This is a genomic window from Geodermatophilus nigrescens, from assembly GCF_900129495.1.
GTDB lineage: Bacteria > Actinomycetota > Actinomycetes > Mycobacteriales > Geodermatophilaceae > Geodermatophilus > Geodermatophilus nigrescens.
The window spans coordinates 103,408-129,200 of sequence record NZ_FQVX01000001.1; the positions used below are offsets into that span (position 1 = coordinate 103,408).

A 25,793-nucleotide genomic window follows, 5' to 3' on the forward strand; every position below is an offset into this window, starting at 1 on the left:
TCAGCGGACGGCGGCGGCCGAGGCCAGGTCCTCCACCCGCAGCAGCCCGAGGACCGCGCCGTCGGGCCCGGTGCACACGACCGGGTCGAAGCGGTGCGCCGGCGGACGGGTGAGCGCGCGCTGCAGCGTGGCGACGACGGCGTCGCCCGGGGCGGCGCACAGCGAGACCGGCGCGGTGTGCACCGAGCCCGTCCGCGGGTCGGACAGCCGCAGTGCCAGCGGTGCGCCGTCGGGCGCCACGAGCGCGACGGGCGGGACGCCGGGCAGCGGGTCGCCCGCGTCCACCTGGCGGACGGGGCGCACCAGGCCGGCGACGGTGTGCGCGGAGCGGGCGCGGGCGGTGCTGCTGCGCACCAGCGCGGCGACGTCGGGGTCCAGCGGGGCGAAGCCCGGCGCGGGGCGGCCGAGCAGCCAGCCCTGGGCGAGCGGGACGCCGAGCCGGGCGAAGGCGGCCAGCTCGCCGCGCGTCTCGATGCCCTCGGCGACGAGCAGGGCGTCGATGCGGGCGGTGAAGGCGCCCACGGTCTCGGCCAGCGCCAGGCGCACCGGGTCCGCGTCCGCGCCGCTGACCAGCGAGCGGTCGAGCTTGACGAGCTGCGGGCGCAGCGCGGCCAGCTGGCGCAGCCCCGACCAGCCGGAGCCCGTGTCGTCGAGCGCGACCACCGCGCCGCGGGCCCGCAGCGCGGCCACCTGCACCCGCAGCGCCCCGAGGTCGGGCACGGGCACGTGCTCGGTCAGCTCGACGACGACACCGCGCAGGTCCGGCCGGCTCGCCAGCGCGGCCTGGACGGGGGCCGAGCCGAGCAGGTGCGGGCCGACGTTGACCGTGAGGAAGGTGTCCGCGGGCAGCGCCGGGACGGCGTCGAGCGCCTTCCGCACGGCCAGCGCGTGCAGCTCGGCGGCCACGCCGGAGTCCTCGGCGGCGGCGAACCACACGTCGGGCCCGGCGGTGCCGGGGAAGCGGGCCAGTGCCTCGTACCCCGCGACGCGGGCGCGGGCGAGGTCGACGATGGGCTGGAAGACGAGCGTGAGGTCGTCCGGGTCGGCCAGCAGCGGACGGCAGTCCGGCAGCCGGCGGGTGAGCATCGCCGTCATGGAGGGGGGATCGGCGTCCGGCGGCGAGGGGTGCAGGCCGCCGGCGCCGGCCGTCACCCGGCGGGGTGACACTTCCGTCACCGGACGGTTCCGTCTGTTCAGGGGGTGCCCCGTGGCACCATGGTCGGGCGCGGCCGCCGGGGCCGGGTGCGCTCGAGGAGGAACCGTGACCGTTCCTCCGTCCCCGACCCCTGCCGGTGCCCTGCGGGACGCCCACCGCGTCGCCGCCGCGCGCCGCCTCTTCCTCGAGGTGTCGGGCCCGGCCGCCTACGACCGGCTGTCGGCGCTCGCCGCGCGGCTGCTCGCGGCCGGACACGCCAAGGTCACGCTCTTCACCGACCAGGACACCGTCGTCGGTGGGCACGGCCTGCCCCCGGGCGTCGTCGGCGGCCGGGCGCTGCTGACCGGCGCCCTGTCGGCGAGGGTCGTCGCGGACGCCCGGCCGCTGGTGGTGCCCGACGCCCGGCTCGACCCGTCGCTGGCGGACCTGCCGGCGGTCACCTCCGGGCAGGTGGTCGCCTACCTCGGCACGCCGCTGGTCGCGGCGTCCGGGCTGGTCGTGGGCGTCCTCGCCGTCTACGACCCCGCGCCGCGGGAGTGGCACGCCGACGAGGGCGAGCTGCTCGAGCACCTCGCCGCCTCGGTCGTCGCCGAGCTCGAGCTCTCCGCCGCCCGCTCGGTCATCGGCGCCTCGCGGACCCGGCTGGAGGTCGCGCTCGAGGCCAGCTCGGTCGGCATCTGGGAGCAGGACCTGCGCACCGGCGTCCTGCACTGGGACGAGCGCGGCGCGGCACTGCACGGCCTCGAGGGCCCGCTGGAGATCACCGACGTCGACGCCATGATCGCGGCGAGGCTGCACCCCGACGACCGGGACGCCGTGCGCCGGGCGATGGCCGACGCGCTGGCCGGCTCCGGGGAGTACGTGGCGGAGGCCCGGGTCCTGCACGCCGACGGCAGCACCCGGTGGACGGTGTCCCGCGGCCGCGTCGTCCGCGACGCCCAGGGCAGCGCCGTCCGGGTGCTCGGCACCGTCGTCGACGTCACCGACGCCCGCGAGGAGGCCGCCCGGCGCATGGCCGCGACGCAGCGGGCCGCGGCCGTGGCGGAGGTGGCCGCCCAGCTGGCCAACGCCACCGCGCTGTCGGAGCTGGCCGAGATCACCCTGCGCGGCGCACGGGTGCTCGGCGCCTCCTCCAGCGCGCTGGCCGCCTTCGACGCCGACGGCGCGCTGCGGCTGCACCTGGGCCGGCGGCTCGCCGACACCGTCGCCGCGGCCGCCGCCGAGGCCGACGTGGAGGCGCCGCAGGACCTCGTCGTCGAGCTCGACGACACCCTCCCCACGCAGTACACCGCCCGGCACGGCGAGCGGTTCCTGTTCGCCGACCTCGACGACGCGATCGCCCGCTTCCCCGCCATGGCCGAGGTGGGCACGGCGCTCGGCCTGCACGCGCTGGCCTCGCTTCCGCTGCGGGTCGAGGGGCGGCTGCTCGGCAGCTTCGTCGTCATCTGGGACACCGCGCACGTCTTCGACGACGACGACGCCGAGCTGCTCGACGCGCTCACCGCCCAGATCGCGCTGAGCGTCTCCCGGCTGCGCGCCGACGCCGAGCGGGACGCCGCGGTGGCGGCCATGGCCGAGGCCAACCGGCGGCTGCAGCTGCTCGCCGACGCCGGCCGGGTCCTGTCGGGCAGCCTCGACACCGCCGAGCAGCTCGACCGGCTGGCCGACCTGGTCGTGCCGGCGCTCGGCGACTGGTGCTGGATCGTCGTCACCGACGACCACCGGCGGCTGCACGACGCCGCCGTCGCCCACCGCCGCCCCGAGCGGCGGGCGGACGTCGCCGCCTACGTGCGCGCCATGGCGCACGCCATGACCAGCGAGCACGCCGCGCAGGTGGTGCTGCGCACCGGCCGTCCGCTCGTGGTGCCCGAGATCGACGCCGACCGCATCACCGCGGCGCTCGCCGACCCCGCGGCGCGGGAGGCGCTGTCCCGGCTGGAGCCCCGCGCGGCCGCCGTCGTGCCGCTGCTCGCGCGCGGGGAGGTCGTCGGCGCGCTCGGCCTGGCCAACGACGCCGGCCGCGGGGCCCACACCCCCGCCGAGGTCGAGGCGGCCGTGGAGATCGGCCGCCGGGTGGGCCTGTCCCTGCAGGCGGCGCGGCTGTTCGCCCAGCAGCGCGACCTCGCCGAGGCGCTGCAGCACAGCCTGCTCACCGAGCCGCCGCGCCTGGAGGGCTGCGAGGTGGTCGTCCGGTACGTCCCGGCGTCCGAGGGCGCCGACATCGGCGGCGACTGGTACGACGCGTTCCCCGGCGGCGACGGCGAGACGGTGCTCGCCATCGGCGACGTCGTCGGGCACGACCGGCACGCCGCGGCCGCGATGGGACAGCTGCGCGGCCTGCTCCGCGGCATCGCCTACGCCGACGCCGCGACGCCCGCCGAGCTGCTCACCCGCCTCGACCGCGCCGCCTCCGGCCTGGCCGTGGGCGCGATGGCGACCGCGCTGCTGGCCCGCCTGTCCCGGCCCGGCCCCGACGGCGCGGTGCTGCACTGGTCGAGCGCCGGGCACCCGCCGCCGGTCGTCGTCGACCCCGGCGGGGACGTGCGCGTCCTCGCCGCGGAGCCCGCCGACCTGCTGCTCGGTGTCGAGCCGGGCCGCCCGCGCACCGACCGCGTCGCCGAGCTGCCGGCCGGCAGCACCGTGCTGCTGTACACCGACGGGCTGGTCGAGCGGCGCGACCGCGACCTCGAGGCCGGCACCGCCGACCTCGTCGCCGCGCTGCGCGGCTGCGACGGGGCGCCGCTGGACGAGCTGTGCGACGTCGTCCTGCGGCGGATGTTCCTCCCCGGCGCCGAGGACGACGTCGCCCTCCTGGCCGTGCGGGTCGGTCAGGCCTCGACCACGTCGTAGGTGTGGCCGGCGACGCGCAGCCGCTCCACCAGCACGTCCCCCAGTGCCGTCGACGGGGTGAGCGAGCCCGCCCGGTCGGGCAGCCGGTCGCCGTCGAGGGCCAGGCCCAGCGCCACCTGGCCGAGCATCACCGACGTCGCCTTGTAGCCGGGGTCGCCGGGACCCGCCGCCGTCGCGCGGTAGTGCCGCCCGCCCTCGGTGTCGGCGTCGACGACCATCCGGAAGAAGCCCTTCTCCCGGGCCGCCTCCGACGGGCCGGTGCCGGGCGCGGGCAGCACCCGGTCGACCAGCGCCCGCGTCGGCCCGAACGCCATCGCGCCGAACGCCGCCGCCAGGCCGGTGGTGATGCCCGCGGCGGTCAGGGCGCCGGTGACGCCGCGGCCGGCGCTCATCGACTCGCCGTAGCGCAGGCCGCGCCCGTAGGCCCAGTCCTGGAGGGCGTTGCTGCGCCGCACGACCCGGGTGTTGAACGGCGCCATGACGAAGGGCGCGGTCCAGCGGCCGTCCGCGGCCAGTGCGGGCGGGGCGACGTCCGGGGGCTGGCGCGTGCCGGGCTCGGCGGCGCGGTCGGGGGAGAGGGCGTACGGGTCGCCGATGACCCGGCGCAGCGAGCGGTCGGTGGCCATCTGCTCGATCTGCGCGCGCATCGAGTCGACCGTGCCGCCGCTGAACCCGCCCTTGAGGCTCGCGACCAGCCGGACGTCGGTGAGCCCGCCGGCGCCGTCGGCCCGGGCGCGCTCGGCCAGCAGGAACACCGACAGGTCCGAGGGGATGGAGTCGTAGCCGGCCGCGTGCACGAGCCGGGCCCCGGTCTCCCTCGCCACGGCGTCGCAGCGGTCGATCGCCTCGCGGACGAAGAGCACCTCGCCGGTGAGGTCGGCGTAGTGCGTGCCGGCGCGGGCGCACGCCTCGACCACCGGCAGGCCGTAGCGCTGGTAGGGGCCGACGGTCGTGACCAGCACCCGGGTGGACGCCGCCAGCCGCTCCAGCGACCCCACGTCGCCGGTGTCGGCCTCCAGCAGCGGCCACCGCTGCGCCGCGCCCGGCAGGTCCGCCGCGGTGGCGGTCAGCTTCTCCCGTGACCGGCCGGCCAGCGCCACCCGCAGGTCGGGCGGCGCGGCCTCGGCGAGGTAGGCGGCGACCAGCCGGCCGACGAAGCCGGTGGCACCGAAGAGGACGACGTCGTGCTCCCGCTCGGACATGCCGGTCATCCTCCGGGCGGCCCCGCCTCAGCGCATCCGGCGGCGGAGGACGCGTCGGCGGTCCCCGGGACGGGCGGACCGGTCCCGCGCGGCCAGCCGGCTGCGGGCGCGCCCGGGGAGGTCGACGGCCACCGGCGCCGCCCAGCCGCGCCAGACCGACAGCACCCGCAGCGCCGCGACGAAGACGATGACCAGCAGGGCCACGGGGATCGGGTCGAGGCCGGCCGGCCCGGCCAGCAGCGTGAGCAGGGTGGCGCCCAGCAGCGCGGCGACGGCGTTGTAGGGGCCCGGCTGCACGATGTCGGCGCGCTGGGCGAGCAGCATGTCGCGGATCACCGCCCCGCCCACGGCGGTGAGCGTGCCGATGAAGACGACCGAGGCGCTGGGCAGTCCGGCCAGCTGCGCCTTCTGCGCGCCGATGACGGTGAACAGGCCGAGGCTGAGCGCGTCGAGCCCCACGAGCAGCGTCGTCAGCCGCGACAGCCAGCCGGAGAAGTAGAAGGTCACCATCGCGGTGATCGCGACGGCGGGCAGGTAGGCGCGGTTGGTCAGCGCCACCGGCGCCCCCTGCGCCAGCAGCACGTCGCGGATGAGCCCGCCGCCGAGGCCGCCGGTGACGGCGAGCAGCAGCACGCCGGAGATGGCGAAGCCCTCCCGGGCCGCGAGCAGCCCGCCGGTGAGCGCCCCGACCACGATCGCGGCGAGGTCGACGGCGGCCGGCACGCGGAGGGTCTCGACGGTCGCCGCGAGGGTGCTCACGGCCGACCATCCTCCCGCGCCCGACCCGGCCGTCCGGGACGTCCCACCCCGACGGGTGAGACCACGGTTGACCTGCGGGCCCGCCCGGCCGATCAGGAGGCATGACCCGGTCCCGCAGCGCCACCGCGGCCGGCACCCGGCTCTTCGCCGCCTACGCCGCGGCCAGCCTGGTGCCGGTGGTCGTGCTGGGCGCCGTCCTGTCCAGCGGCTCCCGCCAGGACGCCGTCGACCGCGCCCTGGAGTACGGCCGCGCCCAGGCCGCCGTCGTCGAGGAGACGGCGATCGCCCCGGCCCTGCGCGGCCAGGACCTCGGCACCGGGCTGACGGCCGCCGAGCGCGAGCGCCTGCAGATGGCCACCGACCTCGCCGTCTTCCGCGGGTCGCTGCTGCGGCTGCGGCTGCGCGACTTCACCGGCGTGGTGCTCTTCGCCGACGACGGCGCCACCGGCCCCGAGGCGGCCCTGCCCGACTACCCCGCCGGGGAGGACGTCGCCCCGTCCACCGGCGCCGCCTTCACGACCGCCGCGGCCGGCGGCACCGACGTGGCCCTGCTCGACGGCGACGGCCTCGCGGTCGGCCGGATGATCCGGGTGCTGCAGCCGATCGTGGCCGACACCTCGGGCCGCTCGATCGGCGTGCTGGAGCTGCTGCTGCCCTACGACACCGTCGCCGCCGAGGTCGAGGCGGCCACCACGCGCACCCACTGGCGCCTCGGCGCCGGCCTCGGCGTCCTCTACGTGGTGCTCGCCGGGATCTCCTGGTCGACCACGCGCCGGCTGCGCCGCCAGGCCGCGCAGGCCGAGCACGACGCGCTGCACGACCCGCTGACCGGCCTGGCCAACCGCGAGCTGTTCGCCCGCCGGGTGGCCGCGGAGCTGGAGCGCGGCGCGCCGGGTGCCGTCGTCCTGGTCGACCTCGACCGGTTCAAGGAGGTCAACGACACCCTCGGCCACCACGCCGGCGACCAGCTGCTCGTCGAGGTCGGCCGGCGCCTGGCCGCGACCGTCCGCGGGGAGGACACCGTCGCGCGCCTCGGCGGGGACGAGTTCGGCCTGCTGCTGCCCGGCATGGACGACGGCGCCGCCGCCCGCGACCTCGTGCTGCGGGTGAGCGACGCGCTCGCGGCCGAGACGGTCGTCGAGGGCGTGCCGCTCGCGGTCGAGGCCAGCTGCGGGATCGCCGTCTTCCCGGCCGACGCCACCGACGTCGAGACGCTGATGACCTGCGCCGACGCCGCCATGTACCAGGGCAAGCGCGGCGCGACCGGCGTCGTCGTCTTCGACCCGCGCGCCGCCGCGCCGACCGCGCACTCGCCGTCGCTGCAGCACGACGTCCGCCGCGCCCTGGAGGACGGCGACCTGCGCCTGCACTACCAGCCGCAGGTGGACCTGGCCTCCGGCCGGACCGTCGGCGTCGAGGCGCTGCTGCGCTGGCAGCACCCGGTGCGCGGGCTCATCGGCCCCGGGGACTTCCTGCCGGCCCTCGAGCAGTCCGGCGTCATGGGCGCGCTCACCGGGTGGGTGCTGCGCCGGGCGCTCGCCGACTGCGCCGCGTGGACGGCGGCCGGCGAGGACTGGACCGTCTCGGTCAACGTCTCGGTGCGCAACCTCGAGACGCCGGGCTTCGCGGCCACGGTGGCGCGGCTGGCCGCCGAGGCCGGGGTGGCGCCGTCGCGGCTGCACCTGGAGGTCACCGAGACCGCGCTGCCGGCCGACCTGGCCGCCGCCGCGGCGTGCCTGGCCGAGCTCACCGCGGCCGGGTTCGGCGCCGCGCTGGACGACTTCGGCGTCGGCTTCGCGAGCCTGTCGCACCTGCGCTCGCTCACCCTCACCGAGGTGAAGGCCGACCGGGCCTTCGTCACCGGTGTCGACGTCTCCGCCGAGGACGCCGCCGTCGTGCGGGCCCTGGTGGAGCTCGCGCACGGCCTGGGTCTGTCGGTCTGCGCCGAGGGCGTGGAGACGCCCGAGGTCGCGGCCTGGCTCCGGGCGGTCGGCTGCGACCGCGCCCAGGGCTGGTTGTTCTCCCGGCCGCGCCCGTGGCCGGAGCTCTCGCGCGCGGCCGCAGGGGTGTCCGCGCCCTCCGTGGAGGTCCTCGCGTGACCCGCACCCGCACCCGCACCCGCACCCGCACCCGCCGCGCCGTCCCCGGCGCCGTCCTCGCCGTCGCCGTCCTGCTCACCACCGGGTGCGGCGCGGGGGAGGAGGCCGCGGCCGCCGCGGGCCCCACCGCCGACGTCGCCGTGGACGAGGCGCTGCACGCCGCGCTGCCCGACGACGTGCGGGAGGCCGGCGTGCTGACCGTGGCCAACGACCCGTCCTACCCGCCGGCGTCCTCGTTCGGCCCGGACGGGCGCACGATCGTCGGCTTCGAGCCCGACCTCGGCGCCGCACTGGGCGACCTGCTCGGGGTCGAGGTGCACTTCGAGGCCTCGCCGTTCGACGGGCTGCTCGACGAGCTCGGCGCCGGCCGCTTCGACCTGGTGATGAGCGCGGTCACCGACACCGCCGAGCGCGAGCAGCAGGCCGACTTCGTCAACTACTTCCGCGCCGGCTCCTCGATCGTCGTCGCCCGGGGCAACCCGCTCGGCGTCCACGACCTCGCCGGGCTGTGCGGCCGCAGCGTCGCCGTCGAGGCCGGCACGGTGCAGGTCGGGCTGCTGGAGCGGGCGCAGGCGTCGTGCGCGCTGCGCATCGACGTCCACGAGCTGCCCACCAACGACGACGCCCTGCTCGAGCTGCGCACCGGCCGGGCCGACGCCGTGCTCGCCGACTACCCGCCGGCGGTCTTCGTGACCACCGACCCGCGGACGCAGAACAGCTACCAGCTCGTCTCCGACACCCAGTACGAGCCGGGCCTCTACGGCATCGCCGTCGCCCCGGAGCGCACGGAGCTGCGCGACGTCGTCACCGAGGCCCTGCAGCGCCTGGTCGACGACGGCGTCTACCAGGAGCTGCTCGACCGCTGGGAGGTCGGGCACGGCGCCGTCGCCGCGGTGACCGTCAACGGCGCCCTGCCCGCCTGACCCACACTGCCCGCCTGACCCACACTGCCCGCCTGACCCACACTGCCCGCCGGGTCACTGCCCCGGCGGCACGTCCAGCGCGACGGCCGTGTCGTCCGGCGCGGCCGAGCCCGCCTCGGTGGTGAGCCGCGCGTCCTCCGCGGCCATGGCCTCCTGGCGGGCGGCCTCCTCCTCGAGGACCGCCGCGTTCTTCCACGCGTGCGGGATCCCGAAGCCGTCGACGAGCGTGACCGCGTGCGGCCGCAGCTCGCCGAGCAGGGCGTTCACCGTGCCGGTCAGCGCCTTGGACCGGGCCGGGGTGAGCTGGCCGTGCTCGAGGAACCAGCCCTTGTCGGCCTCGATGGTCGACAGCGCGTAGAGGTCGCACAGGACCTCGAGCAGGGCCCGCGCGGCGGGGTCGGTCGTGCGCTCGATGCCCGCGACGAACGCCTCGAGGACGACGCGGTCGATGTGCGTGGACGCCGTCCGCAGCACGTGGTCCTGGACGCTGTTGAACACCGTGAAGGGCTCCATGCCGTCGGTCGCGGCGTTCCGGCGCAGCCGGCGGATGGCGCCCTCGAGGGTGTGTCGCTCGCGGAACTCGAACATCCGCAGCTGCCAGCCGCGGTCGCGCAGCGGCACGTCCTCGTCGCGGCCGGGGACGGCGTCGACGAGCCGGGCGATGAGCCCGCGGGCCGCCGTCCGCTCCAGCACCGTCTCGCGGACCATGTCGGCGACGAACGCCACCCGGCCCCAGCCGTCGAGGGAGCCGAACGCGTCGCGGTAGCCGGTGAGCAGGCCCTTGGCGACCAGCTGCAGCAGGACGGTGTTGTCGCCCTCGAACGTGGTGAAGACGTCGGTGTCGGCCTTGAGCTGCGGCAGCCGGTTCTCCGCCAGGTAGCCGGCGCCGCCGAGCGCCTCGCGGCACGTCTGGATGGTGCGGGTGGCGTGCCAGGTGGTGGCGGCCTTGAGGCCGGCGGCGCGCGACTCGAGCTCGCGCTGGGCGGCCTCGTCGACCTCCTCGCCGTGCTCGTGCACCGCCGTGTGCAGGTCGTGCATGGTGCCGACCAGCTCCTCCTGGGCGAAGGCCAGGGCGTAGGAGGTGGCCAGCGCGGGGAGCAGCTTGCGCTGGTGGACCAGGTAGTCGTTGAGCACGATCTCCCGGTCGCGGCCCGGGGCGGCGAACTGGCGGCGCACCTCGCCGTAGCGGACGGCGATGTCGAGGGCCATCCGGGTGGCCGAGCCGGCCGAGCCGCCGACGCTCACCCGGCCGCGCACCAGCGTGCCGAGCATGGTGAAGAAACGGCGGGTCTCGTTGGCGATCGAGCTGCTGTAGGTGCCGTCCTCTGCCACCTGGCCGTAGCGGTCGAGCAGCATCTCCCGCGGCACGCGGACGTGGTCGAAGGACAGCCGGCCGTTGTCGACGCCGAGCAGCCCGGCCTTGGGGCCGTCGTCGCCGATGGTGACGCCGGGCATCGCGTTGCCGTCCGCGTCGCGGATCGGCACCAGCCAGGCGTGCACGCCCTGCTTCCGTCCCTGGGTGACCAGCTGCGCGAAGACGACGGCCATCCGCCCGTCCTTCGCGGCGTTGCCGATGTAGTCCTTGCGGGCGGCCTCGTGCGGGGTGTGCAGGTCGAAGGTCCGCGTCTCGGGGTCGTACGTGCAGGTGGTGCGCAGCTGCTGCACGTCGGAGCCGTGGCCGGTCTCGGTCATGGCGAAGCAGCCGGGCAGGGCGAAGCTCATGATGTCGGGCAGGTACGCGTCGTGGTGGCGCTCGGTGCCGAGGAGCTGGACGGCGCCGCCGAACAGGCCCCACTGGACGCCGGCCTTGACCATCAGCGACAGGTCGCCGTAGGCCAGCATCTCGATGGAGGTCACCGAGCCGCCGGCGTCGGCCTCGCCGCCGTACTGCTTGGGGAAGCCCAGCCCGACGCGGCCGGTGGCGGCCAGCTCGCCGGCCAGCCGGGTGATCCGCTCGCGGGCCTCCTGCACCGACTCGCCGTAGACCGGCGCGTACTTCGGGTCGCCGAGTTGCTCGCGGGCGTCGCGGCGGACGTGCGCCCACCGCCCGTCGAGCACCTCCTGCAGGCGCGCCGGGTCCACGGTGCGGGGGAGGGTGGAGGTCACTTCGTCTCCTCGGGGGTCGGTCCGGCCGGGTCGAGGCTCGAGAGCCCGGCCCAGGCGAGGTCGGTGAGGTGGTCGGCGAGGGCGGCGCGCGGCATCGGTCGCTCGGCGCGCAGCCACCAGTCGGCGGCGGCGCGCACGAGGCCCACGAGGCCGTGGCCCCAGGGGGCGGCGGCGGCCGGGTCGCGACCGGCCTGCTCCAGCGCGACGGCGACCAGCGCGGCGGCCTGGTCGCCCACGAGGTCGGACAGCGTGCTGACCGGGTCGGCGTCGACCGGCCGGTCCAGCAGCGGGTGGGCGACGACGAAGCGGTACAGCTCCGGGTCGGCCTCCAGGAACGCCAGGTAGGTCTCGACGGCGGCGGCCACCATCCGGCGCGGGTGGTCGGTGCTGGTCATCGCCGCGCGGAGCTTCTCGGTCAGCTGCGCCGCGACCCGGTTGCAGACGGCGACGTAGAGCTCGCTCCGGTCGGCGAAGTGCCGGTAGACGACGGTCTTGCTGGTGCCGGCCTCGGCGGCGATCTCGTCCATGCCGACGCCCGCGCCGTACCTGCCCACCGCGGCGACGGTGGCGTCGACGAGCTGCTCGCGGCGGGCGCGGCGGTGCTCGTCCCACCGCGAGTCCCGGCGGTCGCGCCGCGACGTCGGCTCGGCTTTCATGTAACCGACAGTACCGTGTACCGTCGGTACCGGCCACTCCGTCAGCCGTCCGCGTGCGAACGGCGCACCAGGGACCCCTGGAGGTCACCGATGAGCCCGACCCAGCCCCGCCGGGCCGCCGTCCTCGGCGGCAACCGCATCCCCTTCGCACGGTCGAACTCCGCCTACGCGCAGGCCTCCAACCAGGACATGCTCACCGCGACCCTCGACGGCCTGGTCGCCCGCTTCGGCCTCCAGGGCCGGCAGGTCGGCGAGGTCGTCGCCGGCGCCGTCCTCAAGCACGCGCGCGACTTCAACCTGACCCGCGAGTCGGTCCTCGGGTCGCGGCTGTCGGCCGCCACCCCCGCCTACGACGTGCAGCAGGCCTGCGGCACCGGCCTCGAGGCGACCGTGCTGGTCGCCAACAAGATCGCCCTCGGGCAGATCGAGTCCGGCATCGCCGGCGGCGTCGACACGACGTCGGACGCCCCGCTCGCCGTCGGCGACGACCTGCGCCGCGCGCTCATCGCCCTGAACAACGCCAAGACCCTCGGGCAGCGGCTCAAGGCGCTCGGTCGCATCCGTCCCGGCTCGCTGGTCCCGGAGATCCCGCGCAACGCCGAGCCGCGCACCGGCCTCGCGATGGGCGAGCACCAGGCGATCACCGCCCGGGAGTGGGGGATCGGCCGGGAGGAGCAGGACGAGCTGACCGTCCGCTCGCACCGCAACCTCGCCGCCGCCTACGAGCGCGGCTTCCTCGACGACCTGGTCACGCCCTACCTGGGCCTCACCCGCGACCAGAACCTGCGGCCGGACACGACCGTCGAGAAGCTGGCGAGGCTGAAGCCGGTCTTCGGCACGGACGACCCCGCGGCCACGATGACCGCCGGCAACTCCACGCCGCTGTCCGACGGCGCGTCGGCCGTCCTGCTCTCCTCCGACGAGTGGGCCGCCGAGCACGGCCTGCCGGTGCTCGCCCACCTCGTCGACGCCCAGACCGCCGCCGTCGACTACGTCCACGGCGGCGAGGGCCTGCTGATGGCGCCGGCCTACGCCGTGCCGGTGCTGCTCGCCCGCAACGGGCTGACGCTGCAGGACTTCGACTTCTACGAGATCCACGAGGCCTTCGCGTCCACCGTGCTCGCCACCCTCAAGGCGTGGGAGGACCCGGCGTTCTGCAAGGAGCGCCTCGGCCTCGACGCCCCGCTCGGGCCGATCGACCGGTCGAAGCTGAACGTCAACGGCTCCTCGCTCGCGGCCGGGCACCCGTTCGCCGCGACCGGCGGCCGGATCGTCGCCTCGCTGGCCAAGCAGCTGCACGAGGCCGGTCCCGGCAGGCGCGGGCTGATCTCCGTCTGCGCGGCCGGCGGCCAGGGCGTCGTCGCGATCCTCGAGTCCTGAAGGAGCTGCACCCCGTGAGCGACTGGTACACGTCCTTCGCCAACTCCGGCGTCGGGTCCTCCCTCGTCCAGCAGTTGGGCCTGCCCCGGCCGGCCGTGCTGCGCCGGTACGAGCCGGGTCAGCCGGTGCTGCCCGGCCCGGCCGTCGTCGGCTCGGCGGGGGAGGGGCGCCTCCGGGAGACGCTCACCGCCGTCCTCCGCGACGCCGGCGTCGTCGTCCTCCCGCCGTCCGCCGACGGCCCCGAGCGGCCCGCGGCCGTGGTCCTCGACGCCACCGGCGTCACCGGCCCGGCGCAGCTCGCCGCGGCGCGCGACCTGCTCGCCCCCGCGGTGAGGCGGCTGCGGCCCACGGGCCGGGTGCTCGTGCTCGCCGACCCGCCCGCCGACGCCAGGTCCCCGGCCCAGGCCGCGGCCCGGCAGGCGCTCGAGGGCCTGGTCCGCTCGCTGGCCAAGGAACTGCGCGCGGGCTCCACCGCGAACCTCGTGTACGTGCCCGAGGGCGCCGAGGCGTCGGTCGCGAGCCCGGTGCTGTTCTTCCTGTCCGGGCGGTCGGCCTACGTCGACGGCCAGGTGCTCACCGTGTCGCCGGCCGACGTCCCCGGCGCGGGCGACGATGAGGGCGACGACGAGCGCCCGCTCGCCGGCAAGGTCGCCGTCGTGACCGGCGCCGCGCGCGGCATCGGCGCCGCGATCGCCCGCGTCGTGGCCCGCGACGGCGCGCACGTCGTGGCCGTCGACGTGCCCGCGGCGGGCGAGGCGCTCGCCGCCGTGGCCAACGAGGTCGGCGGGACGGCGTTCCAGCTCGACATCACCGCGCCCGATGCCGCCCAGCGGCTGGTCACGCACCTGCGCGAGCGGCACGGCGGGGTCGACGTCGTCGTGCACAACGCCGGCATCACCCGCGACAAGCTGCTGGTCAACATGGACGCCGCCCGGTGGGACGCGGTCATGGCGGTCAACCTGCAGGCCCAGCTCGACCTCACCCAGGCGCTGCTCGACGCCGACGGCGTGCTGCGGCCCGGCGCCCGCGTGGTGGCGGTGAGCTCGCAGTCGGGCATCGCGGGCAACCGCGGCCAGACGAACTACGCGGCGAGCAAAGCCGGCGTCATCGGCATGGTGCGTGCCTGGGCGCCCGCCTTCGCCGAGCGCGGCGCCACGATCAACGCGGTCGCGCCCGGGTTCATCGTCACCGAGATGACGGCGAGGATGCCCTTCGGCACCCGCGAGGTCGGCGCCCGGATCAACTCGCTGCAGCAGGGCGGGCTGCCGGTCGACGTGGCCGAGACGATCGCCTGGCTGGCGCAGCCCGGCACTGCCGGCGTGAACGGCCAGGTCGTGCGGGTGTGCGGCCAGTCGATGCTGGGGGCCTGATGGCGGCCACCGTGCTCGACGCCGCGCCGGACCTGGGCGCGCTCTACGCCCGGGCCGCCCTGACGGCGTGGGGCCGCGGCGGCGACCTGCCGGCCACCCGGCCGGCGCGCACCGGCGTCGCCGTCGACCGCCCGCACCTGGCCGCCTACGCGCGGGTGTGCCGGCTGCCGCTCGCCGACGTGCTGCCGGCGACCTACCCGCACGTGCTGGCGTTCCCGCTGCAGATGGCGCTGATGGCCGACCGCGCGTTCCCGCTGGCGCTGCCCGGGCTGGTGCACGTGCGCAACACCGTCGAGGTGCTCGCCCCGTTCGGCGCGGACGCCCCGCTGGACCTCGAGGTGTGGGCCGAGCGGCTCGCCGCGCACCGCAGCGGCGCGACCGTCGACCTGTGCGCGAGCGTGTCGGCCGGCGGCGCGGAGGTGTGGCGGTCGCGCTCCACCTACCTCGCCCGCGGGGCCCGTGCGCCGGAGGGCGCGCCGGCGTCCGACGTCGAGGTGCCCGTCGGGGACCTGCCGCGCGCCGTGGCCACCTGGCGGGTGCCCGCCGACGCCGGCCGGCGCTACGCCCGGGTCTCCGGCGACGTGAACCCGATCCACCTGGGGCGGCTCCCCGCGCGGGCGTTCGGCTTCCCCCGCGCCATCGCGCACGGCACGTGGACCGCGGCGCGGGTGCTCGGGGCGCTGGCCGGGCGGCTGCCCGACGCGTTCGTGTACGACGTCGCCTTCCGCAGGCCGCTGCTGCTGCCGTCGACGGTGCGGCTGGCCACGTCGCCGGCCGGCGGCGGCTGGGACGTGGCCGTGCGGGACGTGAGGGGCGGCGAGCACCTGGCCGGCACCGTCCGGCCGCGCTGACATCCGTGCTCCCGGAGCCGCCGTCCCCTCCCCGGGGCGGCGGCTCCCTCCGTCGGCGGCCAGGTCACCGTCCGGTCTCCGGGGCGCCACCCCCTTGACACGGGATATGTAAGTAACCTTTCCTGACAAATGTGACCGCCGACGCAGCGCCGCCCGTCCCGCGTCGCCGTCCGCTGCGCCCGACGCGCAAGGTGCTGCCCGAGCACGCCCGGGCGCACCACCGCTCGATGGTGCTGCAGCACCTGTTCCACTCGGGTCCCCGGTCGCGCGCGGACCTCGCCCGCGCGACCGGGTTGACCCGGGTGACCGTCTCCGACCTCGTCTCCTCGCTGCTCGCCGAGGGCCTGGTCTCCGAGCTCGGCGTCCGCGCCGAGGCGCGGGTGGGCAAGCCGGCCACCCTGGTCGGCCTGCGCACCGACGCGTTCTCCATCGTCGCGGTCGACCTCGCCGACGACGAGCGCATGCACGGCGCGGTGCTGGAGCTGTCCGGCACCGTCCGCGAGCGCCGGTCGGCGTCCGTGCGGGGCCTCACCGGCGCCGCCGCCGTCGAGGCGCTCACGGCGCTGTGCCGGGAGCTCGCCGAGGCGTCCCCGCTGCCGGTCCTGGGGGTCGGCGTCGGCTCGCCCGGCGTCATCACCCCCGCCGGCTGCGTCGTGCAGGCCCCCAACCGCGGCTGGTACGACCTGCCGCTGGCCGCCCGGCTCACCGAGGAGCTCGGCCTGCCGGTGCACGTGGCCAACGACGCCAACACCGCGGCGCTGGGCGAGTTCACCTACGGCGACGCCACCGGCGGCGGGCTCATGGTGCTCACCGTCGGCGGGGGCGTCGGCGCCGGCATCGTCCTCGACGGGGCGCTGGTGCACGGCGACTCCCACGCGGCCGGTGAGCTCGGCCACGTCACCGCCGTCGACGAGCGGGACGACGTCGACGGCGCCCCGCTCGGCCGGCCCGCGCCCTGCGCCTGCGGGCGCACCGGCTGCCTGGAGACCGTGCTCTCGGTCCCCGCTCTCCGTCGTCGCGTCGAGGGCCTGGCCCCGGCCGACGCCGCCGCGGCGCTGGCCCAGGTGGGCCGGCGGCTCGGCATCGTGCTCGCCCCCGTGGTGAGCGCGCTCAACCTCCCGGAGGTCGTGCTGCGCGGCCCGCGGGAGCTCCTGGACGGCCCCCTGCGGGAGGCGGCCCTGGCCGCCCTCCGCGAGCGGACCATGCCGGTCATCAGCGGCACGGTGCAGCTGCGGATGACCTCGCTCGACGAGGACGGCGCCCTCTCCGGGGCGGCCGTGCTCGTGCTGTCCGGCCAGCTCGGGGTGACGTGACCACCCCGAGCCGGCCAGGTGCACGTCGGAGGACCCAACCCGCGCGAACGAGGAGGAACCCCAACATGAGAAGAGTACGCACCGGCGGGCTGGCCGCCGCTGCGGTCGCCTCGCTGCTCGCCGTCTCCGCCTGTGGCGGAGGCTCGACGGCGGAGGCGTCCGGGGACACCGAGGTCCGGCTCTGGCTCAACGGCACGGACACCCCGCAGGAGCTGCGCGACTACCTCGTCGAGACCTTCGAGGCCGACCACGAGGGCATGACGCTGGTCATCGAGGAGCAGGACTGGAGCGGCCTCGTGCCGCGCCTGCAGACGGCGCTGGCCAGCGAGGACCAGACGCCCGACCTGGTCGAGATCGGCAACACGCAGAGCCCGACGTTCACCTACGCCGGCGCCTTCAGCGACCTGTCGGACATGTACGACGAGCTCGGCGGCGACGACCTGCTGCCCGGCTTCGTCGAGGCCGGCACCGTCGACGACACGCTGTACGCGGTGCCCTACTACTCGGGCGCCCGCGCGGTCTTCTACCGCAAGGACCTCTTCGAGCAGGCCGGCGTGGCCGTGCCGCAGACCCTCGCGGAGTTCCGCACCGCGGCCATCGCGCTGCAGCAGGCCAACCCGGCGCAGGACTTCAGCGGGTTCTGGTTCCCCGGGCAGGACTGGTACAACGGCATCGCCTGGCTGTTCACCGGCGGCGGCGAGCTCGCGGTGCAGGAGGGCGACCGCTGGGTCGGCGCGCTGTCGAGCCCCGAGTCGCAGGCGGCGCTCACCGAGGTCCAGGACCTGTTCACCAACGCCACCCGCGCGCCGCGCGACGCCGACTCCAACGAGCCGTGGGTCGCGTTCAACAACGGCCAGGCCGCCATGTTCTCCGCGCCCACCTGGGCCCGGTGGAGCATCGCCCTGCCCGAGTGCGACAAGGGCGTCGACCCCGACGACACCTCGCCCGAGGCCGAGGCGCTGCTCGCCGAGCAGCAGGCCTGCAACGAGGAGCGCACCGGCGTCTTCCCGCTGCCCGGCGCGCAGCCCGGCACCCCGGCCACGGTCTTCGCCGGCGGCTCGAACATCGCCGTCCCGACGATGTCCCAGCACCAGGAGGAGGCCCGCGACCTGCTGCGGATCATCTACTCCGAGGAGTTCCAGACGATGCTGGCCGAGAACGGGCTCATCCCCGGCAACAGCCAGTACGCCGGCGCCCTCGGGGACGACCCGTACGCGCAGGCCGCGCTCGCCGCGGCGGTCGACGCGAAGCTGACGCCGGCCGCCGAGCGGTGGGCCGACGTCGAGGGCGCCCGCATCCTGGAGGACTTCTTCCAGCAGATCGCCAGCGGGACCGACGTCGCGCAGGCCGCCGCCGAGGCCGACCGGCTCCTCGAGGAGACGCTCAACTGACCGCCCGACCGGGGAGGGCGCGGCCCGCGCCCTCCCCGGTCCCGGACGCCCGGAGCGCCCCCATGGCCGCACCACCCCTGCCGCCGGAGACGGCGGCGCCCCCGCGCGACCCCGCGCCCCCCGGCCCCGCCCCGGCGCCGCCCCGCCGGGTCCCCCGGCGGGCCCCCTGGCGGGCGCGCCTCAACCCCTACCTGCTGCTCGTCCCGGCGCTCGTGCCGATCGCCGTCGGTCTCGGCTACCCGCTGGTCCGCCAGTTCCTGCTCTCCTTCCAGGAGTACGGCCTGGCGCAGCAGTTCGGCCGGCCCGCCGAGTGGGTGGGCCTGCGCAACTACACGGAGCTGCTGAGCGACCCCTACGTCTGGGGCGTCATCGGCCGGTCGGTGGCGTTCTGCCTGGTCAACGCCGGGCTCACCATGGCCGTCGGCGTCGGGCTCGCGGTGCTGATGAGCAAGGTCGGCCGCGCCGCCCGGATCACCCTGCAGGTCGGCATGCTGCTGGCCTGGGGCACGCCGGTGCTGGCCACCCTCACCGTCTGGCAGTGGCTGTTCGACTCCCAGTACGGCGTCGTCAACTGGGTGCTCGCCGGCCCGCTCGGGCTCGCCGAGTTCCGCGGCCACTCCTGGATCATCGAGCCGGCGTCCTTCTACCTCGTCGCCACGGTGATCGTGGTCTGGATGAGCGTGCCGTTCGTCGTCTTCACCACCTACGCCGCCCTGCTGCAGGTCCCGGCCGAGTGCGTGGAGGCCGCCCAGCTCGACGGCGCCGGCGCCTGGCAGCGCTTCCGCCACCTGTCGGTGCCCCTGATCAAGCCCGTGCTGCTCATCGCCGCCCTGCTGCAGGTCATCTGGGACCTGCGGGTCTTCACCCAGATCCACGTGCTGCAGAAGGCCGGCGCCCCGACCCGGGAGACCCACCTGCTCGGCACCTACGTCTACTCGCTGTCCCGGGAGTTCTCGATGGCCGGCGCCATGGCCACGGTCATGCTCGTCCTCACCCTGTGCCTCACCGGCTTCTACATCCGCCGCATGCTGCGGGAGGAGGAGCTGTGAGCGCCGCCGTCCCGCCGGCGGTCGCCGTCCCGCCGGCCGCCCGCGGCGCCCGGCCCGCGCCCCGCCCGCGGCGGCGGGTCCGCCCGCGCACCCGCGCCGCGCGCTGGCTGCTCGGCGGCCTCGCCGTCGTCGTCGCGCTCGTCTGGGCCTTCCCCATCTACTGGATGGTCAGCAGCGCCTTCCTGCCGACGGCGCGGCTGCAGCGGCCAGAACCGACCTTCGTCCCCGTCGACGGGACGCTGGCCAACTTCCGGCAGGTGCTGACCGACGAGTCCTTCTACGCCTCGTTCCGCGTCTCGCTGGCGGTCACGGCCATCACCCTGGCCGGCGCGGTGCTGTTCGCGTTCGTCGCCGCACTCGCGATCAGCCGATTCCGTTTCCGCGGCCGGAAGTCGTTCATCGTGACCATTCTCGTGGTGCAGATGATCCCCGCGGAGGGACTGTTCATCTCGCAGTACGCCGTGCTCGACGGATGGGGGCTGGTGAATTCCGTCCTGGGGCTGTCCATCGTCTACGTGGCCGCCATTCTGCCGTTCACCGTGTGGATGCTGCGCGGATTCGTGAACGGCGTCCCGCTGGAACTGGAGGAGGCGGCGATGGTCGACGGGCTGTCGCGCACCCGCGCCTTCTTCCGCATCACCTTCCCGCTGCTCGCACCCGGCCTCGTCGCCTCCGGCGTCTACGGGTTCCTGCAGGCGTGGAACGAGTACACGCTCGCGCTGGTCGTCATGACCGAGCCGGGCGAGCGGACCCTGCCGCTGTGGCTGCAGGGCCTGGTCGAGGCCAACCGGGCCACCGACTGGGGCGTGGTCATGGCCGGGTCGACGCTCATCGCCGTGCCGGTCATCGGCTTCTTCCTGCTCGTGCAGAAGCGGATGAGCGCCGGTCTGGTGGCCGGGGCGGTGAAGGGGTGACCGGGACCGCGGGGAGCTGGTCGGCGGGTCTGGACATCGGGGGCACCAAGGTCCTCGGCGTGCTGGTCGACGGCGCCGGGACCGTCCGGGGCAGCGTGCGGGTGCCCACCCGCCGCGGCACCGAGGGCGTGGTGGCCGCGGCCGCCGAGGTGGTGGAGCGGCTGTGCGCCGACGCCGGCCCCGGCGTGGGCGCGCTCGCGGCCGTCGGCGCCGGCGTCCCGGGGCTGGTCGACCCCGTGTCGGGGGAGGTGTCGCACGCGGTCAACCTCGGCATCGACGACCGCGGCGTGGCCCTGGCGCCGCTGCTGTCCGCCCGCCTCGGCGGGGTGCCGGTGACGGTGGAGAACGACCTCAACGTGGCCGCCGTCGGGGCCGCCCGGGTGCTGGGGCTGCGCGGCGACCTCGCGCTGCTGGGCCTGGGCACCGGCGTGGCCGCCGGCCTGCTGCTGGGCGGCGGGCTGCGGCGCGGGCACGGCGGCGGGGCGGGGGAGATCGGCCACGTGCCGCTCGACCCGCACGGCCCGCCCTGCCCGTGCGGCCAGCGCGGCTGCCTGGAGCTCTACGCCTCCGGCTCGGCGCTCGACGCCGCCTGGCCGGCGCCGGACGGGGTGCCCGCCGCGGCTGCCGTCTTCGCCGCCGCGGGGGCGGGGGACGCCGCGGCGGTGCGCGTCCGCGACCGGTTCGCCGGCGCGGTGGCGGCCGCCGTGCGCCTGCTGGTGCTCACCTGCGACGTCGAGCACGTGGTGCTCGGCGGTGGTGTGGCCGAGGTGGGGGAGCCGCTGGTCGCCGCGGTGCGCGACCGGCTGGAGCGGCAGGCCGACGGGTCGCCGTTCCTGCGCAGCCTGGGCATGCCGGCGCGGGTGCAGGTGGTCCCGCGCGGGGTGCCGGTGGCCCCGGTCGGGGCCGCGCTGACCGCCCGGGAGGCGGCCGGCCCGCGGCTCGCCGAGCCGCTCGCCCTGTGAGCGCCGGGGAGGCGGGCACGTGGAGGTGATCGTGCTGCCGGGGCCCGACGACGTCGCCCGGGTGGCCGCCGACGTCGTCGCCGACGTCGTGCGGCGGCGCCCGGACGCGGTGCTCGGGGTGGCGACCGGCTCCTCGCCGGTGGGCGTCTACGCCGAGCTGGCCCGCCGGGTCACCGCCGGCGACCTGGACCTGTCCGGCGTCACCGCCTTCGCCCTCGACGAGTACGTGGGCCTGCCGGACGGGCACCCGGAGTCCTACGCGGCGGTGGTCGCCCGCGACGTCACCGGGCCGCTGCGGCTGGACCCCGCGCGGGTGCACGTGCCCGACGGCCGGGCGGCCGACCTGGAGGCCGCCGCGGAGGCCTACGAGCGGGCGATCGCGGACGCCGGCGGGATCGACGTGCAGCTGCTGGGCATCGGCGCCAACGGGCACGTCGGCTTCAACGAGCCCACGTCGTCGTTCGGGTCGCGCACCCGGATCAAGACGCTCACCGCCCGCACCCGGGCCGACAACGCCCGCTTCTTCGCCTCGCCGGAGGAGGTGCCGCTGCACTGCCTCACCCAGGGGCTGGGCACCATCCTCGAGGCCCGCCGGCTGCTGCTGGTGGCGCAGGGGGAGGCGAAGGCCGACGCGGTGGCGGCCGCCGTCGAGGGGCCGCTGACCAGCATGTGCCCCGGCTCGGCGCTGCAGCTGCACCCGCGGGCGACCGTCGTCGTCGACGAGGCGGCGGCCGCGGGGCTGACGCTGCTCGGGCACTACCGGGAGGTGTACGCGGCCAAGCCTGCCTGGCAGCGTCCCTGACGGCAGGGGCTCAGCGCACGCGCGTGCCGGCCGCCCAGACCGCCGTGACGGACCGGTCCGGATCGAGGGCGACGACGTCGGCGGCGAACCCGGGCGCCAGCCGCCCGAGCCGGTCGCCCAGGCCCAGCGCGCGGGCCGGCACGCTGGTCAGCGCCGCCACCGCCGGCACCAGGCCGATGCCGGCGGCGAGCGCGTTCCGCAGCGCCGCGTCCTGGGTGAGCGTCGAGCCGGCGATCGTGCCGGTGCCGGCGAGCACGGCCCGGCCGCCGCGGACGGTGACGTCGAGGGCGCCGATGCGGTGCGCGCCGTCGGGTCCGCCGGCCGCGGCCATCGCGTCGGTGACCAGCGCGACCCGGCCGGGCGCCCCGGCCACCAGCAGCGCCGCGACGACGGGGTGCACGTGCACGCCGTCGAGGACCAGTTCGAGGGTGACCCGCGGGTCGGCCAGCGCGGCGCCCACCGGGCCCGGCTCCCGGTGGTGCAGGCCGGGCATGGCGTTGAGCGCGTGGGTGAGCAGCCGGGCGCCGGCGTCGACGGCCGCGGCGGTGAGCGCGGCGTCGGCCTCGGTGTGCCCGACCGCGACGACGACCCCGGCGGCGCTGAACGCGCGGACGGCCTCCAGGGCGCCGGGCAGCTCGGGCGCGACGGTGACCTGGCGCAGCGCGCCCCGGGCGGCGGCGAGCAGCCGGGCGACGTCGTCCGGCGCGGGCGCGCGCAGGTGACGCGGGTCGTGCGCGCCGCAGCGGGCCGGCGCCAGGAACGGGCCCTCGAGGTGCGCGCCGAGCACGGTGGGGTCCTCGGCGGCGAGGTCGGCGACGCCGGCCAGCGACGCCTCGAGCTCCTCCAGCGGGGCGGCGACCAGGCTCACCACCGACCGCGTGGTGCCCGCCGCCCGGTGCGCCGCGAGCGCGGCGCGGACCGCGTCGGGGCCGTCGTCGAAGGCCGCCCCGCCGCCGCCGTGGGCGTGCAGGTCGACGAAGCCGGGGACCAGGTCGGCGCCCGGGAGCTCGACCGTGTCGTCGGCCGGCGGCGGGGGACCGGTGCCGGTGGCGGCGATCGTCGCGCCGTCGAGGAGCAGCCAGCCGCCATCGACGGCGCCGCCCGCGTCGACCAGCCGCGCGCCCCGGACCAGCGTGGTCATCCGGCCAGCACCCCGGCGGCGGCCTCGGTGAGCACCCGCGCGGCGCCGTGCGTGACGACCGCCGGGCCGGGGGTGAGGGCGGCGTCGTCGGGCATGCCGAGCGCCACGACGACGGCGTCGGGCCGGTGCGCGAGCAGGCCGGCCAGCCAGGCGCGCTCGGTGGGGTGCCGGTACGCGTCGCGGACGGCGACCACCAGCGGCCGGCCCTGCGCCCGTGCCACCACCGCGGCGGCGCCCGGGTCGCCGTCGCGCACGGTCAGCGCCTCGGCGAGCAGGCCCCGCCGGGCCAGCGGCCCGGCGAGGTCCCACCGGGCGTCGCCGACGGCCATGTTCGCCTCCCCGCGCACCTCCACGACCACCGCCGGCGCGGCCAGCGGGACCACGTCGCGGCAGCGCAGCGCCCGGCGGGCGGCGGCCGCGCCGGGGTCGCCGTCCGGCGCCGGGCCGGCGACGCGCGCCGCCTGGCGGGCCCGCAGCGCCCGCACCCGCCCGGCCGCCTCGTGCAGCCGCTCCTCGGGCAGCGTGCCCGCGCGGACCGCCTCGGTCACCGCCCGGCGGAGGGCCGCGCAGTGCTCCTCGCCGTCCTCGGCGCCGACCAGCAGCAGGTCCGCGCCCGCCGCCAGCGACAGCGCGCCCGCCCCGGCGATGCCGTGCGCGGCCCGCACGCCCGCCATGTCGAGCGCGTCGGTGACCACCACGCCGTCGAAGCCGAGCTCGCCGCGCAGCACGTCGACCAGCCAGCGGCGGCTCAGCGTGGCCGGCTGCCCGTCGACGGCGGGGAAGACCACGTGCGAGGTCATCACCAGGTCGGCGCCGGCGGCGACCGCGGCGGCGAACGGCGGTAGCTCGCGGGCCCGCGCGATCGCCGGGTCGACGTCGACCACCGGCAGGCCGAGGTGCGAGTCGACGGTGGTGGCCCCGTGGCCGGGGAAGTGCTTGGCGCAGGCGGCGACGCCCGCGGCCTGCAGCCCGGCCACGAACGCCGCGCCGTGCCGGGCGACCAGCGCCGGGTCGGCACCGAAGGAGCGCACGCCGATCACCGGGTTGCGGGGGTCGCTGTTGACGTCGACCGACGGCGCGAGGTCGACGTCGACCCCGGCGGCCCGCAGGTCGGCGCCGACGGCCGCGGCGACCGCGCGGGTGAGCTCGACGTCGTCGACGACGCCGAGCGCCAGGTTGCCCGGGTAGCCGCTGCCGACCAGGTAGTCCAGCCGGGTGACGTCGCCGCCCTCCTCGTCGAGGGTGACCAGCGCGTCGGGGGCGGCCGCGTGGACGGCGTCGCTGATGGCCCGCACCCGCTCGGGCGCCGGCTGCGCGGGCCCGCCGGTGAGGTTGGCGCCGTAGACGCAGACGCCGGCCATCCCGCGCTCCAGCGCCGCGCGGAGCCAGCCGGGGACGGTGTCGCCCGCGAACCCGGGCACGAGGCAGGCGTCGACCAGGTCGTGCAGTTCCGGCATCGTCCCGCCGTTCTCCGAGGTGCGCCGGGAACGGTCCCCGGGCGGTCCGGGAATGGCGCGCACGCAGCCTATCGGCGACGGGTGGGGCGGGGCCAGCGGCGCCATTCCGGTGCGCTCGCGGAAATGGTGGCGGGCGGCCCGCCGGGCCCTTTTCCGGCGCGCCCGGCTGCACTACTGTCGCGACGTGCCGGGCGCCGTCCCGGTGTGCGCGGGGAATGGCTTCCCGTGCCCGTTCCCGCCCCCGGAGGCCTCGCGATGGCGACCGTCACCTACGACTCCGCGACGTGCGTCTACGACGGGGCCGACCGCCTCGCCGTCGACGCGCTCGACCTCGAGGTCGCCGACGGCGAGTTCCTCGTCCTCGTCGGGCCGTCCGGCTGCGGCAAGTCCACGTCGCTGCGGATGCTCGCCGGCCTGGAGCGGGTCGACGCCGGCCGGATCCTCATCGGCGGCCGCGACGTCACCGAGGCGGCGCCCAAGGACCGCGACGTGGCGATGGTGTTCCAGAACTACGCGCTGTACCCCCACATGACCGTCGGCGACAACATGGGCTTCGCGCTCAAGATCGCCGGCGTGCCCAAGGGGGAGATCCGGGAGCGGGTGGCCGAGGCGGCCCGGATGCTCGACCTCGAGCAGTACCTCGACCGGCGGCCCAAGGCGCTGTCCGGCGGGCAGCGGCAGCGGGTGGCCATGGGCCGGGCCATCGTGCGGCGGCCGCAGGTCTTCCTCATGGACGAGCCGCTGTCGAACCTCGACGCCAAGCTGCGCGTGCAGACCCGCACCCAGATCGCCTCGCTGCAGCGCCGGCTCGGCGTCACCACGGTCTACGTCACCCACGACCAGACCGAGGCGATGACCATGGGCGACCGGGTCGCGGTGCTCAAGGACGGCCTCCTCATGCAGGCCGGCCGCCCGCGCGAGCTCTACGACCGCCCGCGCAACGTCTTCGTCGCCGGCTTCATCGGCTCGCCCGCGATGAACCTGTTCACCCTCCCCGTGGCCGACGGCGGGGTGCGCCTCGGCGACCAGCTCGTGCCGGTGGCCCGCGAGGCGCTCGGCTCGGTCGACGCGGCCGAGGTGGTGCTCGGGGTGCGCCCGGAGGACCTCGAGCTCGCGGGCGAGGGGCTGGCGGTGGAGGTCGACGTCGTGGAGGAGCTCGGCGCCGACGCCTACGTCTACGGCCGCGCGCGGCTCGGCGGCGAGACGCACGTCGTCACCGCCCGCGTCGACGGCCGCCGCCCGCCGCAGAAGGGCGACGTCGTCCGGGTGGCCCCGCGGCCGGGCTCGGTGCACCTGTTCCGCGCCGGCGACGGGGAGCGCATCGCCGGCTGAGCAGCCGGGTGGCGGAAACGTAACGATCACCGTTTCGGTTCGCGGGGCCGCGCGGTCGGGGCCAGGGTCGGGAGGACGAC

20 protein-coding genes are annotated in these 25,793 nt (G+C 76.8%); 13 read left to right on the top strand and 7 right to left on the bottom strand.

The window, feature by feature from the left end:
• Positions 1-1,176: an EAL domain-containing protein gene (locus BUE37_RS00490; protein ID WP_245794217.1), complete on the bottom strand. Its 1,176-nt coding sequence runs from the start codon at positions 1,174-1,176 to the stop codon at positions 1-3.
• A gap of 85 nt (positions 1,177-1,261) precedes the next feature.
• Here BUE37_RS00490 and BUE37_RS00495 point away from each other — a divergent pair, with 85 nt between their 5' ends.
• A complete protein-coding gene (locus BUE37_RS00495) occupies positions 1,262-4,006 on the top strand; it encodes a SpoIIE family protein phosphatase (RefSeq protein ID WP_073417866.1) in 2,745 nt (914 codons plus the stop codon).
• Here the strand turns inward: BUE37_RS00495 and BUE37_RS00500 are convergent.
• Both BUE37_RS00500 and BUE37_RS00505 read right to left on the bottom strand, forming a co-directional pair.
• Positions 3,985-5,208 carry a saccharopine dehydrogenase family protein gene (locus BUE37_RS00500; protein WP_175562758.1) on the bottom strand — a complete coding sequence of 408 codons (1,224 nt, stop codon included), beginning with the start codon at positions 5,206-5,208 and terminating at the stop codon, positions 3,985-3,987. The genes BUE37_RS00495 and BUE37_RS00500 overlap by 22 nt on opposite strands.
• A 27-nt stretch (positions 5,209-5,235) precedes the next feature.
• Positions 5,236-5,967, bottom strand: coding sequence for a trimeric intracellular cation channel family protein (locus BUE37_RS00505; RefSeq protein WP_073417870.1), 732 nt, complete (start codon positions 5,965-5,967; stop codon positions 5,236-5,238).
• Positions 5,968-6,068: 101 nt separating this feature from the next.
• Here BUE37_RS00505 and BUE37_RS00510 point away from each other — a divergent pair, with 101 nt between their 5' ends.
• Complete coding sequence (locus BUE37_RS00510) at positions 6,069-8,066, top strand: putative bifunctional diguanylate cyclase/phosphodiesterase (RefSeq protein ID WP_073417872.1); 1,998 nt, start codon at positions 6,069-6,071, stop codon at positions 8,064-8,066.
• Entirely contained in the window at positions 8,063-8,989 is a 927-nt protein-coding gene (locus BUE37_RS00515; RefSeq protein ID WP_073417874.1) for an ABC transporter substrate-binding protein, read from the top strand. The genes BUE37_RS00510 and BUE37_RS00515 overlap by 4 nt, the downstream gene beginning before the upstream one ends.
• A gap of 54 nt (positions 8,990-9,043) precedes the next feature.
• Here BUE37_RS00515 and BUE37_RS00520 read toward each other — a convergent pair whose 3' ends face one another.
• Entirely contained in the window at positions 9,044-11,095 is a 2,052-nt protein-coding gene (locus tag BUE37_RS00520; protein WP_073417876.1) for an acyl-CoA dehydrogenase family protein, read from the bottom strand.
• Entirely contained in the window at positions 11,092-11,751 is a 660-nt protein-coding gene (locus BUE37_RS00525) for a TetR family transcriptional regulator (protein WP_073417878.1), read from the bottom strand. The genes BUE37_RS00520 and BUE37_RS00525 overlap by 4 nt, the downstream gene beginning before the upstream one ends.
• 90 nt (positions 11,752-11,841) lie before the next feature.
• On the opposite strand from BUE37_RS00525, the gene BUE37_RS00530 reads away from it, so the two are divergent.
• The 9 genes from BUE37_RS00530 to nagB all read left to right on the top strand — a co-directional run bounded on the left by BUE37_RS00530 (position 11,842) and on the right by nagB (position 21,783).
• Positions 11,842-13,131, top strand: coding sequence for an acetyl-CoA C-acetyltransferase (locus BUE37_RS00530; RefSeq protein WP_073417879.1), 1,290 nt, complete (start codon positions 11,842-11,844; stop codon positions 13,129-13,131).
• A gap of 14 nt (positions 13,132-13,145) precedes the next feature.
• A complete protein-coding gene (locus tag BUE37_RS00535; protein ID WP_073417880.1) occupies positions 13,146-14,501 on the top strand; it encodes a 3-oxoacyl-ACP reductase in 1,356 nt (451 codons plus the stop codon).
• Positions 14,501-15,352 carry a MaoC family dehydratase gene (locus BUE37_RS00540; RefSeq protein ID WP_073417881.1) on the top strand — a complete coding sequence of 284 codons (852 nt, stop codon included), beginning with the start codon at positions 14,501-14,503 and terminating at the stop codon, positions 15,350-15,352. The genes BUE37_RS00535 and BUE37_RS00540 overlap by 1 nt, the downstream gene beginning before the upstream one ends.
• A gap of 131 nt (positions 15,353-15,483) precedes the next feature.
• Positions 15,484-16,665 carry an ROK family transcriptional regulator gene (locus BUE37_RS00545; protein ID WP_217651087.1) on the top strand — a complete coding sequence of 394 codons (1,182 nt, stop codon included), beginning with the start codon at positions 15,484-15,486 and terminating at the stop codon, positions 16,663-16,665.
• A gap of 65 nt (positions 16,666-16,730) precedes the next feature.
• Complete coding sequence (locus BUE37_RS00550) at positions 16,731-18,056, top strand: extracellular solute-binding protein (RefSeq protein WP_073417883.1); 1,326 nt, start codon at positions 16,731-16,733, stop codon at positions 18,054-18,056.
• Positions 18,057-18,118: 62 nt separating this feature from the next.
• On the top strand, positions 18,119-19,105 hold the full coding sequence (locus BUE37_RS00555; RefSeq protein WP_083628104.1) for a carbohydrate ABC transporter permease: 987 nt from the start codon (positions 18,119-18,121) through the stop codon (positions 19,103-19,105).
• Positions 19,102-20,019 carry a carbohydrate ABC transporter permease gene (locus tag BUE37_RS00560; protein WP_073417884.1) on the top strand — a complete coding sequence of 306 codons (918 nt, stop codon included), beginning with the start codon at positions 19,102-19,104 and terminating at the stop codon, positions 20,017-20,019. Before BUE37_RS00555 ends, BUE37_RS00560 begins: the two co-directional genes overlap by 4 nt.
• Positions 20,016-20,981: an ROK family protein gene (locus BUE37_RS00565; RefSeq protein WP_073417885.1), complete on the top strand. Its 966-nt coding sequence runs from the start codon at positions 20,016-20,018 to the stop codon at positions 20,979-20,981. The genes BUE37_RS00560 and BUE37_RS00565 overlap by 4 nt, the downstream gene beginning before the upstream one ends.
• Before the next feature lie 19 nt (positions 20,982-21,000).
• Positions 21,001-21,783, top strand: a complete 783-nt coding sequence (nagB, locus tag BUE37_RS00570) for a glucosamine-6-phosphate deaminase (protein ID WP_073417886.1) — start codon at positions 21,001-21,003, stop codon at positions 21,781-21,783.
• A 10-nt stretch (positions 21,784-21,793) separates the two neighbouring features.
• Here the strand turns inward: nagB and nagA are convergent, their stop codons facing one another.
• Both nagA and BUE37_RS00580 read right to left on the bottom strand, forming a co-directional pair.
• The gene (gene nagA / locus BUE37_RS00575) at positions 21,794-22,924 is read right to left on the bottom strand and encodes an N-acetylglucosamine-6-phosphate deacetylase (RefSeq protein WP_073417887.1); all 1,131 of its coding nucleotides are present in this window, start codon (positions 22,922-22,924) and stop codon (positions 21,794-21,796) included.
• On the bottom strand, positions 22,921-24,381 hold the full coding sequence (locus BUE37_RS00580; protein ID WP_073417888.1) for a glycoside hydrolase family 3 protein: 1,461 nt from the start codon (positions 24,379-24,381) through the stop codon (positions 22,921-22,923). The genes nagA and BUE37_RS00580 overlap by 4 nt, the downstream gene beginning before the upstream one ends.
• A 255-nt stretch (positions 24,382-24,636) precedes the next feature.
• Between BUE37_RS00580 and BUE37_RS00585 the strand changes: the two genes are divergently transcribed.
• On the top strand, positions 24,637-25,713 hold the full coding sequence (locus BUE37_RS00585) for an ABC transporter ATP-binding protein (RefSeq protein WP_073417890.1): 1,077 nt from the start codon (positions 24,637-24,639) through the stop codon (positions 25,711-25,713).
• The last annotated feature ends 80 nt before the right edge of the window (positions 25,714-25,793 follow it).

Excerpts from the sequence above, each read along its gene's own strand:
- BUE37_RS00500 (WP_175562758.1), bottom strand. The coding sequence starts at position 5,208 with ATGTCCGAGCGGGAGCACGACGTCGTCCTCTTCGGTGCCACCGGCTTC.
- BUE37_RS00510 (WP_073417872.1), top strand. The coding sequence starts at position 6,069 with ATGACCCGGTCCCGCAGCGCCACCGCGGCCGGCACCCGGCTCTTCGCC.
- BUE37_RS00525 (WP_073417878.1), bottom strand. The coding sequence starts at position 11,751 with ATGAAAGCCGAGCCGACGTCGCGGCGCGACCGCCGGGACTCGCGGTGG.
- BUE37_RS00530 (WP_073417879.1), top strand. The coding sequence starts at position 11,842 with ATGAGCCCGACCCAGCCCCGCCGGGCCGCCGTCCTCGGCGGCAACCGC.
- BUE37_RS00540 (WP_073417881.1), top strand. The coding sequence starts at position 14,501 with ATGGCGGCCACCGTGCTCGACGCCGCGCCGGACCTGGGCGCGCTCTAC.
- BUE37_RS00550 (WP_073417883.1), top strand. The coding sequence starts at position 16,731 with ATGAGAAGAGTACGCACCGGCGGGCTGGCCGCCGCTGCGGTCGCCTCG.
- BUE37_RS00555 (WP_083628104.1), top strand. The coding sequence starts at position 18,119 with ATGGCCGCACCACCCCTGCCGCCGGAGACGGCGGCGCCCCCGCGCGAC.
- nagA (WP_073417887.1), bottom strand. The coding sequence starts at position 22,924 with ATGACCACGCTGGTCCGGGGCGCGCGGCTGGTCGACGCGGGCGGCGCC.
- BUE37_RS00580 (WP_073417888.1), bottom strand. The coding sequence starts at position 24,381 with ATGCCGGAACTGCACGACCTGGTCGACGCCTGCCTCGTGCCCGGGTTC.
- BUE37_RS00585 (WP_073417890.1), top strand. The coding sequence starts at position 24,637 with ATGGCGACCGTCACCTACGACTCCGCGACGTGCGTCTACGACGGGGCC.